We start from the raw sequence: 17,039 nt of genomic DNA on the forward strand, positions 1-17,039 counted from the left end.
GGCGCTGGCTTACATCAATAACACCTTTTAGTTAGCTATTATTCTTGTGATAGTCGCGATATAGCTCGCGCGACAGTACATAAGCACAACTCAGAATAAAGCCTAAAATAGCACTCAGCATGATAATCAATACTGATTTAGGTGAATCTTTTTGAGTGGGTAGATCCGGCGCTAACATAAATTTAGCAGGGATAAAGTCAAGGGTATCAATATCAAGCTCTGATAGATTTTTAATGTAATGTTGGCGAATTTGTAGGTCTTCATTCAACAGAGCGATATCACGGTTTTGTAATTCAATCGCTAACTTCTTCTCAAGAGCTTCCGTACCTAATGCAATAGGGTAATCGGGGTCATCACTAATGATTGCCGAATCACTAACAATGGGCTTGCGCACACCCGCTGCTTTTGCAATATCAATAGCGCGTTTTAACCTTTCAACTTTTACATCATATTCAGAACGGATCTTTGTCACTTCTTGCTTAAAAGTTTCATTAGCATAGACCAATTGCTGTGCAATCGCATTTTGAATATCTTTCTTAAACTGCTCTCTGACCTTAGTTGCCGTATAGCGAACATAACCAGACAGTAAGTCTTGGGCCTCAGAAGGTGTTGGCGCCACAAAAGTCAGTATGATGTCGCTAGAGGTACTGTTTTTCTCTTTTGACTGGTCCTTAAGGCCGATATTATTCGAAATAATAGTATTGACTAGCCGCTGCTGCTCATTTTCTTTATCTGTAGAATTCACTTGCTCTGACAACTTTTTGAAGTAATTGGTACTCCGAACATAAGCTTCTTGGTTAACTTTCGAACGATACTGGTCAATAAAGGCATTAAAGATCTGCTGTGCCGATAAATCAATCTTAACATCGAGCACACTCAACTGTGCGCTCAATGTATTGATATCTTTAATTTCCTCAGAAGAAGGTGGGATGACAACAGCCGTACTGCTCCACTTTTGAGGCAACTGAAATACCACAAATATACTGATAAGCGTGATAACAACAGTAATAACGATAATAAGAAGCTTATTCCTTAATAAAACAGCGAATAAAGCCATCAAATCGATTTCATCGCTTTGCTGTGAGTTAAATGGTGAGACTTGCTTTCCTTTTGCGGTTTTGCCATCCGGTGACTCTCTATCAGTGCTCATATCAGTTCCAATAAAATACAAATATTAACAATAAATTAACTTTTTATATTAACTAGTATAGTGAATTTTGATACTTATGATATATCGATTAACGCCATATTTAATATCAATTACAACTTTAGATTGTATTTATTGTACTAGTAATAAGTAATTTAAATAAGTTAATACTATCATCATTATCATTCAACGCAGGGATATAATGATACGATTCTCCGCCCTGACTTTTGAAAAAGTGTTGATTTTGCTCACTAATTTCTTCTAGTGTCTCTAAGCAATCCGCTGAAAATCCGGGGCAAATAACTTGTACTGACTTTACACCTTGTGAGGGTAATTGCTTCATCGTTTCATCAGTATAAGGGGTTAACCACGGCTCTCTCCCAAACCGAGATTGATAGGTCATCAATACTCTCTCTGCTGGGAAATTCAAGGCTTCTTTGACTAAACGTGTCGTTGCTTCACACTCTTGAGGGTAAATATCCCCAGTGTCTGCATAGCGTTTAGGAATACCGTGAAATGACAGTATTAATCGATCAGGCTCCCCGTGCTGCTCAAAACTTTGCTCTATGGAATTGACCAACCCTTGAATGTAGGCAGGATGCGTCGCATAGCTACGAATAAAATGTAAGGACGGTATCGTGCGCATTTGGCGGAAAATTGCCGAGATCCCATCATAAACTGCGGCGGTGGTTGAACAAGAGTATTGTGGATATAAAGGTAGCACAATCAACTCTGTCACACCTTGGCTCATTAATGAATCAATTGCACTTTTCAATGATGGTGAACCATAGCTCATCCCAACTTCCATTGGGATATCAGGAAAACAAGCTGATAGCTTTGCTTTCTGACGTAGCGTGTAAGCAAGTAAGGGTGACCCCTCTTCTGTCCAAATCGATTGATAGAGTTTAGCCACTTTTGGTGAGCGAAATGGCAAGACAATACCGTATAAAATAGGCTTCCAAATCGCACGTGAAACATCAATCACTCGTACATCGCTTAAAAACTCTGCAAGGTAACGTTTCACTGCTGGGGTTGTTGGGGAATCAGGGGTTCCTAAGTTAACCAATAAAATGCCGTATTGACTTTTTGACATGGTAATTACTCCTTAATGATAATTATTCCCAACTTTATATCACAAAATATTGTCTTTTATTGTTTTCTAATGCTTGAAAAGCAAAGGCAGCGATAATCGCTGCCTTTGTTGATAACTATTGTTGAATATTAGCCAAGGATCTTCGCTAATTCTTCACTCACTTCAGTGACCTTGCGTGTACCATCGATTTTGAAGTATTTGGTGTTACCCGCATCAGCTTCTTTTTGATAGTAAGCAACCAAAGGTGCTGTTAAGTCATGGTATTCAACCAGACGCTTACGCACGGTGTCTTCTTGGTCATCTTTACGGATAGTCAGCTCTTCACCAGTGACATCATCTTTGTTTTCAACTTTAGGTGGGTTAAATGTCACATGATAAACACGACCCGATGCCGCATGCACACGGCGACCAATAATACGTTCAACAATGATTTCATCAGGCACATCGAATTCTAATACGAAATCGACATTGATGCCTGCTTCTTTCATCGCGTCTGCTTGAGGAATGGTACGTGGGAACCCATCCAACAAGAAACCATTGCGGCAGTCATCTTGTTTGATACGCTCTTTAACCAATGCAATCACTAACTCATCAGTCACTAATTTACCATTGTCCATTAGCTCTTTTGCTTTTAAACCTAGCTCACTACCTGCTTTAACTGCTGCACGTAACATATCGCCAGTTGAAATTTGTGGGATACCAAATTTCTCCATAATAAATTGAGCTTGAGTGCCCTTACCGGCGCCTGGAGCACCGAGCAAAATAATACGCATTGCGTAAACCCCTTGCTATTTAGTTTTTTATAATTTGAAAAGAAAACAAGATACCATACCATTAGCATGCCGCTTTACTCAAGAAGACACGTAAACGTTTTCGCATTTAACTTCTTTCGCAAAAGAAAAAAACCACGCTAAAGCGCCCGCTAAAACGTGGTTTTTGCTCAAAAACGAAAATCAATTATCTCATTATTTCATTAATAATTCATTGATTTTGCGGATAAATAAGTTTGGATCTTCTAAGGTACCGCGTTCAGCGAATAGCGCTTGATCAAGTAACACATTAACCCAATCTGCAAACAGCGCTTCATCCGTTATTTCAGATGCTTTTTTAACCAATGGGTGTGAAGGGTTCAGTTCAAAGTTGTATTTAACTTCTGGCGCTGTTTGACCCGCTGCAGCAAAGAGTTTCGCCATTTGAGTACTCATTTCATCCGCATTGGTCGTGACAATCGCTGGGGTATCCGTTAAACGATGCGTTAACTTAACCTCTTTGACGCGATCACCCAGCAACGTTTTTACTCGCTCAACAAATGGCTCTAACTGTTTATCAGCTTCTTCTTGCTCAGCTTTGTTTTCATCCGCCAGCTTATCTAGTGACTCATCAGCCTTACTAACAGATTGGAACTGTTTGCCATCAAACTCTGACAGATAGTTCATCATCCATTCGTCGATACGATCAGAAAGTAGCAATACTTCAATGCCTTTCTTACGGAATAGCTCTAAATGTGGGCTGCTCTTCGCGGCAGCATAGCTATCAGCAGTGATGTAATAAATTTTTTCCTGACCTTCAACCATGCGAGCAACATACTCTTCCAAAGACACATTTTGCACGCTGCTATCGTTATGGGTTGATGCAAAACGTAACAGTTTAGCGATAGCTTCACTGTTACTCATATCCTCTGCAGGCCCTTCTTTCATCACTAAACCGAACTGTTGCCAGAAAGATTGGTATTTTTCTGCGTCGTTTTTCGCCAATTTTTCTAACATTTGCAGAACACGTTTAGTGAGTGCACTACGTAGGCTACGAGTCAATGCGCTGTCTTGTAAAATTTCACGCGACACGTTGAGTGGTAGGTCGTTTGAATCCAATACACCGCGGACAAAACGTAAATAGTTTGGCATAAATTGTTCTGCATCATCCATAATAAAGACGCGCTGAACATACAATTTCAAACCATGGCGTTGCTCACGATTCCACAAATCAAACGGGGCTTGTGAAGGGATATACAGTAAACTTGTGTACTCTTGTTTACCTTCAACACGGTTATGAGACCAAGTCAGTGGGTCTGCATAGTCATGAGAGATATGCTTATAAAACTCGGTATATTCCTCATCGGAAATTTCAGACTTATTACGCGTCCACAGTGCTTTCGCTTGGTTAATTTTTTCCCAAGTGATAGTGCCATCTTCTTCGTTCTTAACTTCAATCTCAACAGGCAATGCAATATGGTCAGAGTATTTGCTGATTACCGAGCGCAAGCGCCAGCTATCTAAAAATTCTTTCTCATCTTCGCGTAAATGAAGGGTTATTTCCGTACCACGATCGGCTTTTTCGATATCAGCGATAGTGTATTCGCCTTCACCTGCTGATTCCCAAAATACCCCTTGATCTGCTGCTGCACCAGCCGCACGGCTGCGGACGGTCACTTTATCAGCCACAATAAATGCAGAATAGAAACCAACACCGAATTGACCAATCATTTGGCTATCTTTCGCTTGGTCGCTTCCCAGAGATTCTAAAAAGGCTTTTGTTCCTGATTTAGCGATAGTCCCTAAGTTCTCAATCACTTCATCACGGCTCATACCGATACCGTTATCGCTAATTGTTAGGGTGCCATCTTCTTTGTTCGCGCTGATACGAACACGTAACTCACCATCATTTTCATACAACTCAGGCTTTGAAAGTGCACGAAAACGTAATTTATCTGCCGCATCAGATGCGTTTGAAATAAGTTCACGCAAAAAGATTTCTTTGTTTGAGTAAAGAGAGTGGATCATTAACTGGAGAAGTTGCTTAACTTCGGATTGGAACCCACGAGTTTCTTGTCCTTTCATACTCATTAATGCCTCTTATATCATCAATCTAATGGGATAATTTTGACTTATCGATGGAGTTTAATTGGGGGCAAAAAATAGGAATTCAACTCATTAAGGTAAAAAATGCATTACGACAATAAAGATAACAGCTAACGAAAAGCGAAAAAAGAATGGCGAAACGCGGGAAGTTGCGAGCTACAGCGGGCCGTAAGCGTACGCACTCCAAGTCGCATACCTAAGTATGTGACTCAGATAGTTAGGAAGCCTGTAAAGCTGTAGCTTGGAGTAAAAATTAGAGGCGCTGACGACCCGCAAGTGAATGCGATAGCGTTGTGCCGTCAACCATTTCTAATTCACCACCGACAGGTACGCCATGCGCAATGCGGCTTGCAGCCACCCCATATTGGGCACACATTTGTGCAATATAGTTTGCCGTCGCTTCACCTTCTACAGTTGGGTTTGTCGCAAGTATCACTTCGATAATGGTTTCAGAAGACAACCTTTCTTCTAGCCTATCAAGCCCAATATCCATCGGCCCAATACCATCAAGGGGTGATAAATGCCCCATCAGTACAAAGTAGCGCCCAGAAAATTGCCCTGTCTGCTCAACAGCATAGATATCTGCTGGACTTTCGACCACACAGATCAACCCGTTTTGTTGGCGACGTGGATTTTCACAAATATTGCACACCTCTTGTTCTGTAAAGGTGCGGCAATCGCGACAATGACCAATTTCAGACATGGCTCGAGTGAGCGACTGCGCAAGGCGCATGCCGCCACTACGGTCACGCTGAAGCAGATGAAATGCCATACGCTGCGCTGACTTTGGTCCTACCCCAGGGAGACAGCGCAAGGCTTCCATCAATGACTCAAGAAGCGGACTTGTTTGCATTAGAACGGCATCTTAAAGCCTGGTGGCAATTGCATTCCACTGGAAACACTTGCCATTTTTTCTTTTTGCGTTTCTTCGATACGGCGAGCCGCATCATTAAATGCTGCCGCAATTAAGTCTTCTAGCATCTCTTTGTCATCTTCAAGAAGACTCGGATCGATTTCAACACGGCGGCAGTTATGTGAACCATTGATGGTAACTTTGACTAGGCCGGCACCAGATTCGCCTGTTGCTTCTAGATTGGCGATTTCTTCCTGAACTTTCTGCATTTTTTCTTGCATTTGTTGGGCTTGTTTCATCAAATTGCCCAAACCACCTTTACCAAACATAGTTATCTCTCACTACTGAGGCTACAGCTTACTAACAGAGACTGTAGCGTTAAACGGGGCGAATACTCTCTTCATCTAGCTGCGCATCAAACATTGAGCGTAGCTTTTGAATCGTTTTATCCGCAATAATTGACTGACGGGCTTGCGCCAGTTTCTCTTCATAAATCGCCTGTCGCCATTCAAGTGGCGTTTTTACTGCCGTATTATCATCTTGAACGATTTTCAGTTCAACAGGTTGACCATAATGTTGGCTCAATGCACTTTGTAACGCTTCATGCGCTGAAGGCTTATTCAAATGACGCTGTGCTGAGCGTAAATGAAGTACAATGTGCGAGCTGTCTATTTTCTCTATATATGAATTCAAAGCTAATTGTTCAACCAGCTTAGGAATATTTAATTGTGCGATCTCGGCAGACCAGCTATCACGCGCCCGACCTTCTTCAGTAATTTTCGCGGCTAATTCCGGGGTTTTCTCATATTCCAACGCTTCTTTTATTTCTGTTGGTGTTGTAACCGCCTCTTTGGTATTAGCCTCTTCAGACTGTGGACGCCACTGATAAGGTTTTGGTTTCGCCGCTTTTTTTGCGTCAGATGCGCGGCTAGCCATATTTTGTTGGTGCTGGCTAGTGACGGCGGCCAGCCTCTCAAGTGCTGACATCGCCGGCTTAGCCTTTTCAGGCGCGGCCGGTTTATTCTTTTTTGCGTCAGGTCCCTCATTTTGAGAGGAGTGTAACGCTTCCTTTGCTTTTAGTAGCTGCAATGTCGGGCTATTTTCCGATATTGCGGCATTTGCTGTTGCCGCTGTTGGCTTCGGCGGTACAGAACGAGCAGGCTCTATCGCTGTCGGTGCTGGTACAGCCACTACCGTGGGTGTCACTGGCTCCTCAATAATGCTTTTGGGATGGAATGCCAGTGCACGTAACAGCGCCATTTCAACCCCCATGCGACGCTCAGGGGCATAGGGAAGATCTCGACGACCAACAAGCAAGGTTTGATAAAAGAGTTGCAAATCAGCAGGCGAGATCATTCGGGCAATTTGCCTGAGCCGCCCCTCTGTCGATGATGGATCCGTCTCTTTAACGGCTGGTAACAGCTGGATCATGGCAATACGATGCAACAAGGAGAGGATTTCAACCAGCAAATTCTCCCAATCCGCTCCTCGGCTCGCCGCATGCTCTACCTCTGACATGACCGCAATACCGTCAGCTCGAACCAAGGCTTCGATGATAGCGAGTGGCTGCTCATCATCGAGCGTGCCGAGCATTTGACTGACAATATCTGCCGTCACTTTTCCTTGCCCCATCGCAATCGCTTGGTCAGTTAGGCTGAGGGCATCTCGCAAACTGCCATCAGCAGCGCGAGAGATCAGTTGGCGCGCGCGAGTATCGTGTTCAATATTTTCTGCGGTGAGAATATGCTCAAGTTGCTCGCTGATCTGGCTGACATCCAACGCTTTTAGGTGGAATTGCAAGCAACGTGACAAAATAGTCACTGGCAATTTTTGCGGATCTGTCGTCGCCAAAAGAAATTTGACATGTTCAGGCGGCTCTTCAAGGGTTTTTAACAACGCATTGAAGCTATGGCGCGATAGCATATGAACTTCGTCAATCAAATAAACTTTGAAGCGTCCACGTGCAGGGGCATACTGAACGTTATCCAGTAGCTCTCGCGTATCTTCCACTTTTGTTCTGGATGCCGCATCAATTTCAATCAAATCCACAAACCGCCCTTGTTCTATCTCTTGGCAATTTGTGCATTTACCACAAGGTGTCGCAGTGATCCCCGTTTCACAGTTAAGACCTTTAGCAAACAGACGAGCAATTGTCGTCTTGCCGACACCACGAGTGCCTGAAAAAAGATAGGCGTGGTGAAGCCTCTGGTGTTCCAGACCATTTGCAAGCGCGGTCAATACATGTTGTTGACCTACGACATCTGAAAATTTTTGGGGGCGCCACTTACGGGCAAGTACCTGATAGCTCATGAATTATGCAGTTTCTAAACATGGTATATAGCACCATGCTACCACAGCCTCTGCCCTTACGGCGAGACCGTGATAAAAATAGTAAGGAAAATAGTGAGGAAACGAGAATTAGTGACCTGGGAACTCGACTAAGCTAAATGAGTGGATCCCTTCTGCGGCAAGGCGCTCCTCGCCACCTAAATCAGGTAGGCTAATAATGAAGGCAGCATCAACAATTTTAGCACCGAGTTGCTTGATCATTCTTACTGTCGCTTCAATCGTTCCCCCTGTTGCCAGCAGGTCATCAATGACTAAGACGTTATCTTCAGGCTGGATACTGTCTCGATGGATTTCAAGAGTATCTGTACCATATTCCAAGTCATAGGTCATACTTAATACTTCACGGGGCAATTTCCCTTTTTTACGTACAGGAACAAAACCAACCCCTAAACGTAATGCGACTGGTGCACCAAACAGAAAACCGCGGGCTTCAGTACCTACAATTTTAGTTACCCCTTTATCTTTGTAATGGTCAACCAACAAATCGATGGTGGCCTGATAAGCAGCAGGGTTATTTAATAGTGTGGTAATATCGCGAAATAGCACCCCTTCTTTTGGGTAATTAGGGATGGTTGCAATACTTTCTTTAATTAATTGCAGTTGTTGCTCTTTAGCAGTCATAATAAGTGCCAATCAGTATAGTAAACACGAAAAGGTAGAATCTATTTAAAGTACCATAAAAATGCAATAAGGGGCTGCTTATTTGCGGCAAGTTTTATTGTTACACATCAATTTTCCATGATTTTTCACTTTTAGCGAGAACAAAAATGAAAGTACAGCCTCTTTTAGATGCGCTAAAAACGCAAATTGACGCATTGCAAGCTCGTATTGCGCCTATTGCAGATCAGGAATTTTCACACGCTCGCTTTGATACTCAGCTTTTTAGTACAAAATCAACGCATCTAGGAGATTGCCAGAAAGAGTTAGATAAGTTGTATCAGCAACTTTGTCACAGTGTGTCACTCAACCATAAAGAACAAGTTAACTTTCTGACAGAAAAAATTGCTCACCAAATTCAAGCGCTATCTCGTGAACTATCGACACAGGGCTTACGTAAAAAGGAGAGTCATTATCAAGAAAAGAAAGAGCAAGTCGACCTATATGAGCGTTTATCCCAACATCAAGACTATGAGCGCCGTTTATTAGCAATGGTGAGTGAACGCGAATTACAGCTAAACAGTCTAACCAATCAGGCACAACGCCACCAATGCCAAAAAGATATCGCCGCATTAGCCGGCCGTTTATACCGTTGCCGACAAGCGTTGATACGAATCGAAAAAGCAATAGAACATCAAGAAAATCAATATTTAGATTAAATAAAGCGAACCATTTTTGGATGTAGCCTCATTCCATAACAGAAAACGAAGGCTACACATTGCTTTATATTAATAATATTGATTACTTACCTTTCATAACCAATTTAATACAGTAGCTACTTACTATCGCAAATAGACCCCCTATCAATGTTTCCATGATCCTTTCGGACAATAAGTGATAGTCAACATTATTAAAGTAAATCGACATTTCAATAAGCGATAATACAAGCCCTGTGAGACAAATTGTTCCAAATACGTTATTTTTCTTTGTATTACTAATTGGAATTAAAAACGAAAAGAGAAGAATTAATGCAAAACCAATGTATGGCATTAATACCGATGCGTTAAATGCTAAGTAAAGAACAAAAACAACAATCAATGTGCCAATCACTCTATCACGAGTTAATTTAACAATATTTGTTAACTTAGGATTTAATACAAAAATAAAGGTCAAAGGCGCCCAAAAGAAGTGATCAACGTTGATTGCTCTTGATGATAAGACACAACATAATAAACCAACTGCGTAGATCAGTGACTGGCAGATCAAATGGTAAGTGACCCTATCCCTTTTTAATGAAATATACCTTTTAATTTGAAAAAAAGTAATTTTCTTCCGTTTACTGATGCTATAACAAAAGGTTAGTGTTATGAACGTCCCGATCAGTAACCCTATCACCAGACCATCAAAACTGGATTTATTCAATGTCGCCCCTATGATGAAGAAAATCATAAAGTACTTAAATGACATCTCTAAAGAGGAGTCAACATTATAAAGTTGATAGTAGAAAAAAGGTGATAAGAATAAAACAATAAAAAATAGATAGCTAAAACCTAAATAGTAGCCAAGTGCAGTTCCTACAAAAACAAACAGCGAGCATAATAATGAATAAATTATATTTTTATAACGTGTGGCTTTATTAAAAATAGTATAACCATGAAGTGTTGATAGCGAGCTCCATAACGTCGCATCAATGCCTGCAATATAATAAGTAACAATAAAACTTATCACTATACAAATTGTTAAATAAAAACTTTCTGATAATTTCACCACAAAATCACCTAGTTATACCACTAATAATAACTAGCAACATTAGCACGCATATAATTCAATAACAATAAATATACTGTCATAATGTTAATAAATAAAGAAATAACAATTTTTAGATTATCAAATCAATGCAATCTATTTTCAGTCATCAATAAAAGATGAGTTGAATTAATAATTTTCCGATATATTTAACATTAGTAGTATCATTATTCGATTTAGCAATTCATATACTCATGATAAATATGCTCAATATCTGTTCATGTTTTACAGTGAAAATCATCACCGTTATCATTAAATAATATCAACTTGCTCACATTTCGATAAAAATTTAATATCTATCAATATATAAATAGCAAAAAATTCGTATCATAATAGCCCGCTGTCAATAATAAGGAGTCAGAATGGATTCTTTAAAAGATGCCCCAAAAGAAACACAGCTTGCTGTTGATTTAATCTACTTACTTGAAACATCAGATATTGAAACTGATATTGTTCTCAAAGCCCTTGAAATTGTAAAACATGACTATTTAGTCAAACAGGCTGCCGAAGCAACCTGTTTAACCGATGACTAAACCGTGTTAATCGTTATCCCCTTTCTTTAAATTTGGGTCACGCTTAATTTCTTGGATCACTTCACCTTGGTCATTATGAAGGTGAACTTCTAGTTGGTTAAAGGCGATATTGATATCGTTTTCACGGCATAACCTGTCGATTGCACGATGTACTTCATCGCTGGTCGTTCCTCTATCACCAATTTGGCGTACATAAAAACGCAATTCATGATCTAAGGTGCTCGCCCCAAATCCTGTGAAATATACCGCTGGTGCAGGATCTGTCATCACCTTACTATTCGATGTCGCCGCATTAAGTAGCACTTGTTTCACTTTATCGAGATCAGAGCCGTATGCCACACCAAGTGCAACCGTGATCCGCGTGACAGTATCTGAAAGCGACCAGTTAATTAGGCGTTCCGTTACAAATGCTTTATTTGGGATGATCACTTCTTTGCGATCAAAATCAATTATGGTTGTTGCTCGAATACGGATCTTACTCACCGTACCTGAGTAGGTGCCGATAGTCACGGTATCGCCAATACGGATCGGGCGCTCAAATAACAAAATGATCCCGGAAACAAAGTTAGCAAAGATTTCCTGCAAACCAAAACCTAAACCAACCGTTAATGCGGCCGCTAACCATTGCAGTTTGCTCCATGTGATACCTAGCATACCTAGAGAAGTTATCGCCCCGATCCCGACAATAATGTAAGTTAAAATTGTCGTGATCGCGTAGGTTGAGCCTTGACGTAATTTTAACCGTGATAATACTAAAACCTCTAATAATCCCGGCAAGTTACGAGTCATGATCCATGCCACCACAATAATCACCATAGCCAATAATAAGTTTGCTAAGGTCACCGACTGTAAGGTGTTGCTACCTTCGGCGGTCGTTGCTGTGTAATGCCATAAATCAACACTATCTAAAAATGAGAAAATAGTAATGAAATCAGACCAAATGGCATAAAAACCTAATGCAAAGATAATAAACAAGACCATTGTGGTTAAGCGCAATGATTGTTGGCTAATAAGCTCAATCGTCATTGGTGGCTCTTTAATTGGCTCGTTCTCACTCTCCTCTTGGTTTTGTGCTTTACGACGCTCAATTGCGCGTTGATAAGCGAGTTTCCGAGCCACTAATGTTAGACCACGTAAACACGCATTATAAGTGATATACCAAAGCAGCAATAAATACAGGCTATCTAACCAACGATTAGCAAGACGCAACGTTGTATAGTAGTACCCAGCCATCATTAAACCAATCAATACCAAAGGCGAGAACGTTAATATTGTTATCACTACTGAACGCGTTAAATGGCTGCCCTTCTCTTTCCAAATATGTTTGCAAAATGGCAATGTAAAAATAAACAGCATCAACAATGACAATAAAACAATTAATTGCCCAATCACGTCTTCAGAAACTTTTAGAGGATTAATCACCCCATACGTAGAAAAATAAATTAATGGCAATAAAGGCAGTGACAGACGCGTTACTCGACGCCGTGTTTGTGCAGCAAATTTGGGGTCAATACCAAAATGTTTTTCTGCAATTCCTTTGGGTTTTAACACACGCCAAGTTAATTCAAATAACACCCAAAAAGTGGCTAATTGCAAACAGAGCGCCCAAACAAATTCGCCTTGAACATTACCCGTTTTTAAAAACCAATAACCTAAAGCCACCAGCACTAACGCCGTCGGTAAGGTTTGCAAAAGAGTCAAGAACAGCGCGAATGGCGTATTTAATAAACTATCTTGCCTTAAGCTAGATAAGCTTTGATTTATCTGTTGTAGGCGAGCCGAAATTTTGTGGTATAACCAAACAAACACTAACGCTAATAATAGCAGTGGAACAACGACAAATAATGAGTTTGTTATTCCTTTTTTGATGCTGCCTTTTGACAGGCTAAAATCAAAATTATTGATTTGTTGTGTTGCCGCTTCTGGAAATGCACTGACCCAAGTAAGGTCGATCGGCTTATTACTGTTTACCCAGAAAATTTGTTGCGCCAACGTATGTTCCAGTGAACTCACTACACTCAATAACTGTTTTTGGTCGAGCTGCAAATTAATGGCCTGAGAAATTTGGTTACCTAATTGCAGGTTTAATTCATCTAGTAATTCACGCCTTACATCCAGCAGCTTCGTTAATGCCTCTTTATCTTCTGTGGAAAGTAATTGGCTATGACCTTGCTCAGCGCCTGATTTTTCTGCTAATTGCTTTTCTATATTCGCAATATAATTATTCACTTGGTATAAAGCGTCACGTTGTTGATTAACGTCAAACTGCTCCAGACGTAAATCAGCAATCGTATTAGGCAGATTTTTGGTTAAAATATCATCAGGGAGGTCAATTTGTTGCTGGAATAAAATACGCGATAACAATAGGCTTCCACGTAGGACATTAATTTGCTCTTTCAAGTTGCGTTCTGATTGCGTTGCTCGTTCTAGCCACGCTTTCACGCGAATGCTATTTTGTACCATGCGGTTATTTCCTTGAGTGACTTCAATCAAGCGCTCACTCAGGGCATTATTCATCGCTAATTCTTTTTGAATTAATGGGTTTTGTTTTAGTTGTAAATCGCTTTCAGTGGAGGTTTGTGCTTCTCTTGCCGTTGCTTCAGAGTCATTAAGCCGTTTATCACTGATATAGGATTGAAGCAATTCAATCCGTTTTTCAAGTTGTTCGATATAAAAAATCGTATAGTCACGTTGCTTTTGTAATACTTCTTGCAACTGAGTATTGCCTTGTAATACCCGCTTTTGATATTCATTTTGTTGTTGCAAATAATTCTGCTCTATTTGCAGTAGCTCAATTTGCGTATCGCGTAACTTTGCCGAGTCATTAAATACATTATTTAATTCATTGCGAATTTCTTGTAACCGACGAGCATTCTCCAACATGATGGTTTGCGCCCTTTCAGGCTGAGTTTGCAAACTAATTAAATAGCTATTATAGCTAGCCAAATCATTTTGCTCTGCTTGTAGCTGCTCTAAGGTATTACTGAGCATAGTTTCCAGCTGACTTTGGGGAATGTTTTTGATGCTATTAGCAAAATTCAGTGCATCTTCTTCGCTACTCTTTTTAAGCTGCTGCAAAGCACGAACAGCGTGCCTTGCATCTTCACCCGCTCTATCTAGACTTTTTTGCAGTTCATCCGACTTGCTATCAAGTTTGTTTAACTCATCATAAAAACCCAGCGACTTTTCAATATCTGCAATAGCCAGTTTATCTTCAGCACTCGGATGGCTTTTTTTATTTAATGTATTCAGTTTATTTTGAATATCATTTTTATTTGGAAGAGAGCTATTTACCACCGCATGGCTATAGCCAGAAAAAAGCAATATAAAGAGTGCGCAAATCATGATGAATTGCCGAACCCATTGATATTTAGTCGTCTGCATGGATGAACCCATAAAAGGTTTTTTTGTATCTTGTTGAGTCAATAATGTACTGCTAACTTTTGCTAACAGCACATTATATTTTTAAAATGTCAGAACCTTATCTGCTTCTAATGTCCAAGCTGCAAGTTCAACTAAAGTGCCAATTTCCACGCCATCGGCTAAGGGAAGTTCACTCACACCACGTGCATCTGTGCAGGTTTTGCATAATTTCACCGCCACTTGCTGTGCCGTTAGAATTTCCAACATCTGTTGAATATTATAACCTTCTTTCGGCTTTTGCCCCTTAAGACCCGCTGTAACCGCATCTGACATTAAAAACACTTTCAGTTCTGTTTGTGGGTGCTGCTCTTTGAGTGTAATCGCCAAACGTAATGAGTTAAATAAAGTTTCATTACCATAAGGGGCGCCATTAGCAATAATCAAAATTGATGACATGGTATTTTCTCCGGTTATTCAGTCTGATCCGTTTTTACGCGTAATGATGGACTGTATTTCAATGTTTCTAGCATCGTTTCCACCAATATTTCCGTACGTTTATGTATCTTAAAACTATCAGGCTGCAATAACCAGTTTTCAAGTAACCCAGCCATCATGGCGCGGATCATAATTGCCCCACACTCTAAATCGAGATTAGCTGGGAGTTGCCCTGCTTCAACACAATGGCGTAGGAGTTCAATGATACGATGATGGCTAGCAACGTAATTCTCTTTTTTTAAATCAACAATGGCCGCCATTTCCCCTACCAATTCACACTTGTGGAACAGAATATCCATCAAAGCGCGGTTTTTAGGGCTTTCAATAAAATCTGTCAAAATATAAACTAAAATTTCTTTTAGAATTGCCAGTGGATCATTACTATACTTCAAACGATAATAATTTTCGGCCTGTTGTATTTGACTGTCACTAAACTCACAAGCTTGGTGGAATAGGTCGACTTTATTTTTGAAATGCCAGTATATCGCTCCGCGGGTCACACCAGCGGATTTGGCAATATCGGCTAAAGATGTCGCCGATACACCTCGTTCAGAAAAGGTTTTGATGGCAGCATCTAAAATTTCCTGACGGGTTTCTTCGGCCTGTTGTTTAGTTTTTCGTGCCATTGTAACTCGTTTATCGACAAAGCTGATTTACATACATTCGTGTATGTTTGTACTATAGCATAGTGATAAATCTTATTGTTTACCATTTTTCTTATATTGTTTTTTACTCATGTTGATTAATTGAGGTTAACTTATGCGAAAAAACAGAGGGGTGTTACCTCTGGCTCTGTTGGTTCTTTCAGGTGGCTTAGCTTTATCAGGTTGTAACGATGAACAGAAAGGTGGCGGTGAACGCCCGGCGCCTGAAGTAGGAATTGTTACGCTAAAAGCCGAACCTCTGACTATCAAGACCGAATTACCTGGACGTACATCCGCATATCGTGTCGCAGAGGTCCGTCCACAGGTAAGTGGCATTATACTCAAACGTAACTACAAAGAAGGTAGCGATGTTGAGGCCGGAACGTCTTTATATCAGATAGATCCAGCGCCTTTCCAAGCCACTTATGATAGTGCGAAAGCTGAACTTGCTAAAGCGCAAGCTAATGCAAATTTGGCCGGTTTGACGGTAAAACGCTACAAGCCACTTTTAGGTACTAATTACATTAGTCAGCAAGAATACGATCAGGCAACATCAACTTATGCACAAGCTTTAGCGGCTGTGAAAGCAGCAGAAGCTGCCGTTGAAACTGCGCGTATTAATCTGAACTATACCAAAGTTACTGCGCCAATCAGTGGTCGCACGGGGAAATCAAATGTCACCGAAGGTGCTTTAGTTTCTTCTGGTCAAGCCACTGAGTTGATGCGAGTTCAACAGCTTGACCCTATCTATGTTGATGTGACGCAATCCAGTGAAGATTTCTTGCGTCTACGTAACGAGATAGAAAAAGGCGCTCTACAAAAAGAGCCGGGCAAAGCCCCTGTGAGCTTAGTCATTAATAATGGCCAAGAGTATGCCCAAAAAGGTGCTCTGGAATTCTCTGATGTCACTGTGGATGAAACAACAGGTTCAATCACAATGAGAGCAGTCTTCCCGAACCCAAATAAAGAGCTTATGCCAGGAATGTTTGTGCGCGCTATCTTAGAAGATGGTGTCATGGAAAAAGCGATTTTGGTTCCTCAACAAGGTTTGGCTCGTACTCCACAAGGTGACGCTCAAGTCATGGTGGTAGGTAAAGACGATAAAGTTGAAGTCCGAAAAGTAAAAACAGCACAAGCTGTAGGCAACAAATGGCTAGTCACTGATGGTTTGCAAGATGGCGATCGCGTTATTGTGATTGGCCTCCAAAAAATCAAACCAGGTCTTGTTGTCGTTCCTAAGGAAGCTAATTTAGAAGCGCAATCTATAGACAATCAGGCACAACCTGAACAAAAGTCTAAGTAAG

General features: G+C 40.8%; 15 protein-coding genes. 3 read left to right on the plus strand and 12 right to left on the minus strand.

The features are described 5' to 3' along the window. Nucleotides 1-31 precede the first annotated feature (31 nt). The 8 genes from wzz(fepE) to apt all read right to left on the minus strand — a co-directional run bounded on the left by wzz(fepE) (nt 32) and on the right by apt (nt 8,918). The gene (gene wzz(fepE), locus PR709_RS04120) at nt 32-1,150 is read right to left on the minus strand and encodes an LPS O-antigen length regulator Wzz(fepE) (protein WP_004922411.1); all 1,119 of its coding nucleotides are present in this window, start codon (nt 1,148-1,150) and stop codon (nt 32-34) included. Nucleotides 1,151-1,268: 118 nt separating this feature from the next. Further along, nucleotides 1,269-2,240: a ferrochelatase gene (gene hemH, locus PR709_RS04125; protein ID WP_004922414.1), complete on the minus strand. Its 972-nt coding sequence runs from the start codon at nt 2,238-2,240 to the stop codon at nt 1,269-1,271. A gap of 128 nt (nt 2,241-2,368) precedes the next feature. Then, complete coding sequence (gene adk, locus PR709_RS04130; protein WP_004922419.1) at nt 2,369-3,013, minus strand: adenylate kinase; 645 nt, start codon at nt 3,011-3,013, stop codon at nt 2,369-2,371. A gap of 192 nt (nt 3,014-3,205) precedes the next feature. Further along, on the minus strand, nt 3,206-5,080 hold the full coding sequence (htpG, locus tag PR709_RS04135; RefSeq protein ID WP_004922423.1) for a molecular chaperone HtpG: 1,875 nt from the start codon (nt 5,078-5,080) through the stop codon (nt 3,206-3,208). 268 nt (nt 5,081-5,348) lie between these two features. After that, a complete protein-coding gene (gene recR / locus PR709_RS04140; RefSeq protein WP_004922431.1) occupies nt 5,349-5,948 on the minus strand; it encodes a recombination mediator RecR in 600 nt (199 codons plus the stop codon). Further along, nucleotides 5,948-6,277 (minus strand): YbaB/EbfC family nucleoid-associated protein, encoded by a 330-nt coding sequence (locus tag PR709_RS04145; RefSeq protein ID WP_004922433.1) that lies wholly within the window; start codon nt 6,275-6,277, stop codon nt 5,948-5,950. The genes recR and PR709_RS04145 overlap by 1 nt, the downstream gene beginning before the upstream one ends. A gap of 49 nt (nt 6,278-6,326) precedes the next feature. Continuing rightward, nucleotides 6,327-8,258, minus strand: coding sequence for a DNA polymerase III subunit gamma/tau (gene dnaX, locus PR709_RS04150; RefSeq protein ID WP_102780727.1), 1,932 nt, complete (start codon nt 8,256-8,258; stop codon nt 6,327-6,329). Between the two features lie 108 nt (nt 8,259-8,366). Beyond that, nucleotides 8,367-8,918: an adenine phosphoribosyltransferase gene (apt, locus tag PR709_RS04155; RefSeq protein WP_004922439.1), complete on the minus strand. Its 552-nt coding sequence runs from the start codon at nt 8,916-8,918 to the stop codon at nt 8,367-8,369. A 146-nt stretch (nt 8,919-9,064) separates the two neighbouring features. On the opposite strand from apt, the gene priC reads away from it, so the two are divergent. Beyond that, nucleotides 9,065-9,613 (plus strand): primosomal replication protein PriC, encoded by a 549-nt coding sequence (gene priC, locus PR709_RS04160; protein WP_053110366.1) that lies wholly within the window; start codon nt 9,065-9,067, stop codon nt 9,611-9,613. 82 nt (nt 9,614-9,695) lie between these two features. On the opposite strand, the gene PR709_RS04165 is transcribed toward priC, so the two are convergent. Further along, nucleotides 9,696-10,661, minus strand: a complete 966-nt coding sequence (locus PR709_RS04165) for an FUSC family protein (protein ID WP_014656558.1) — start codon at nt 10,659-10,661, stop codon at nt 9,696-9,698. Between the two features lie 401 nt (nt 10,662-11,062). Here PR709_RS04165 and PR709_RS04170 point away from each other — a divergent pair, with 401 nt between their 5' ends. Next, the gene (locus PR709_RS04170; protein WP_014656559.1) at nt 11,063-11,233 is read left to right on the plus strand and encodes a DUF2496 domain-containing protein; all 171 of its coding nucleotides are present in this window, start codon (nt 11,063-11,065) and stop codon (nt 11,231-11,233) included. Between the two features lie 6 nt (nt 11,234-11,239). Here PR709_RS04170 and mscK read toward each other — a convergent pair whose 3' ends face one another. The 3 genes from mscK to acrR form a co-directional block, all read right to left on the minus strand. Continuing rightward, nucleotides 11,240-14,629 carry a mechanosensitive channel MscK gene (mscK, locus tag PR709_RS04175; protein ID WP_427865026.1) on the minus strand — a complete coding sequence of 1,130 codons (3,390 nt, stop codon included), beginning with the start codon at nt 14,627-14,629 and terminating at the stop codon, nt 11,240-11,242. 69 nt (nt 14,630-14,698) lie between these two features. Continuing rightward, complete coding sequence (locus PR709_RS04180; protein WP_004922455.1) at nt 14,699-15,052, minus strand: DsrE/DsrF/TusD sulfur relay family protein; 354 nt, start codon at nt 15,050-15,052, stop codon at nt 14,699-14,701. Nucleotides 15,053-15,066: 14 nt separating this feature from the next. Continuing rightward, nucleotides 15,067-15,717: a multidrug efflux transporter transcriptional repressor AcrR gene (gene acrR / locus PR709_RS04185; protein ID WP_004922458.1), complete on the minus strand. Its 651-nt coding sequence runs from the start codon at nt 15,715-15,717 to the stop codon at nt 15,067-15,069. Between the two features lie 133 nt (nt 15,718-15,850). On the opposite strand from acrR, the gene PR709_RS04190 reads away from it, so the two are divergent. Further along, nucleotides 15,851-17,038 (plus strand): efflux RND transporter periplasmic adaptor subunit, encoded by a 1,188-nt coding sequence (locus tag PR709_RS04190; protein ID WP_004922461.1) that lies wholly within the window; start codon nt 15,851-15,853, stop codon nt 17,036-17,038. The last annotated feature ends 1 nt before the right edge of the window (nt 17,039 follow it).

This window comes from Providencia sp. PROV267, from assembly GCF_028477825.1.
Classification (GTDB): domain Bacteria; phylum Pseudomonadota; class Gammaproteobacteria; order Enterobacterales; family Enterobacteriaceae; genus Providencia; species Providencia stuartii.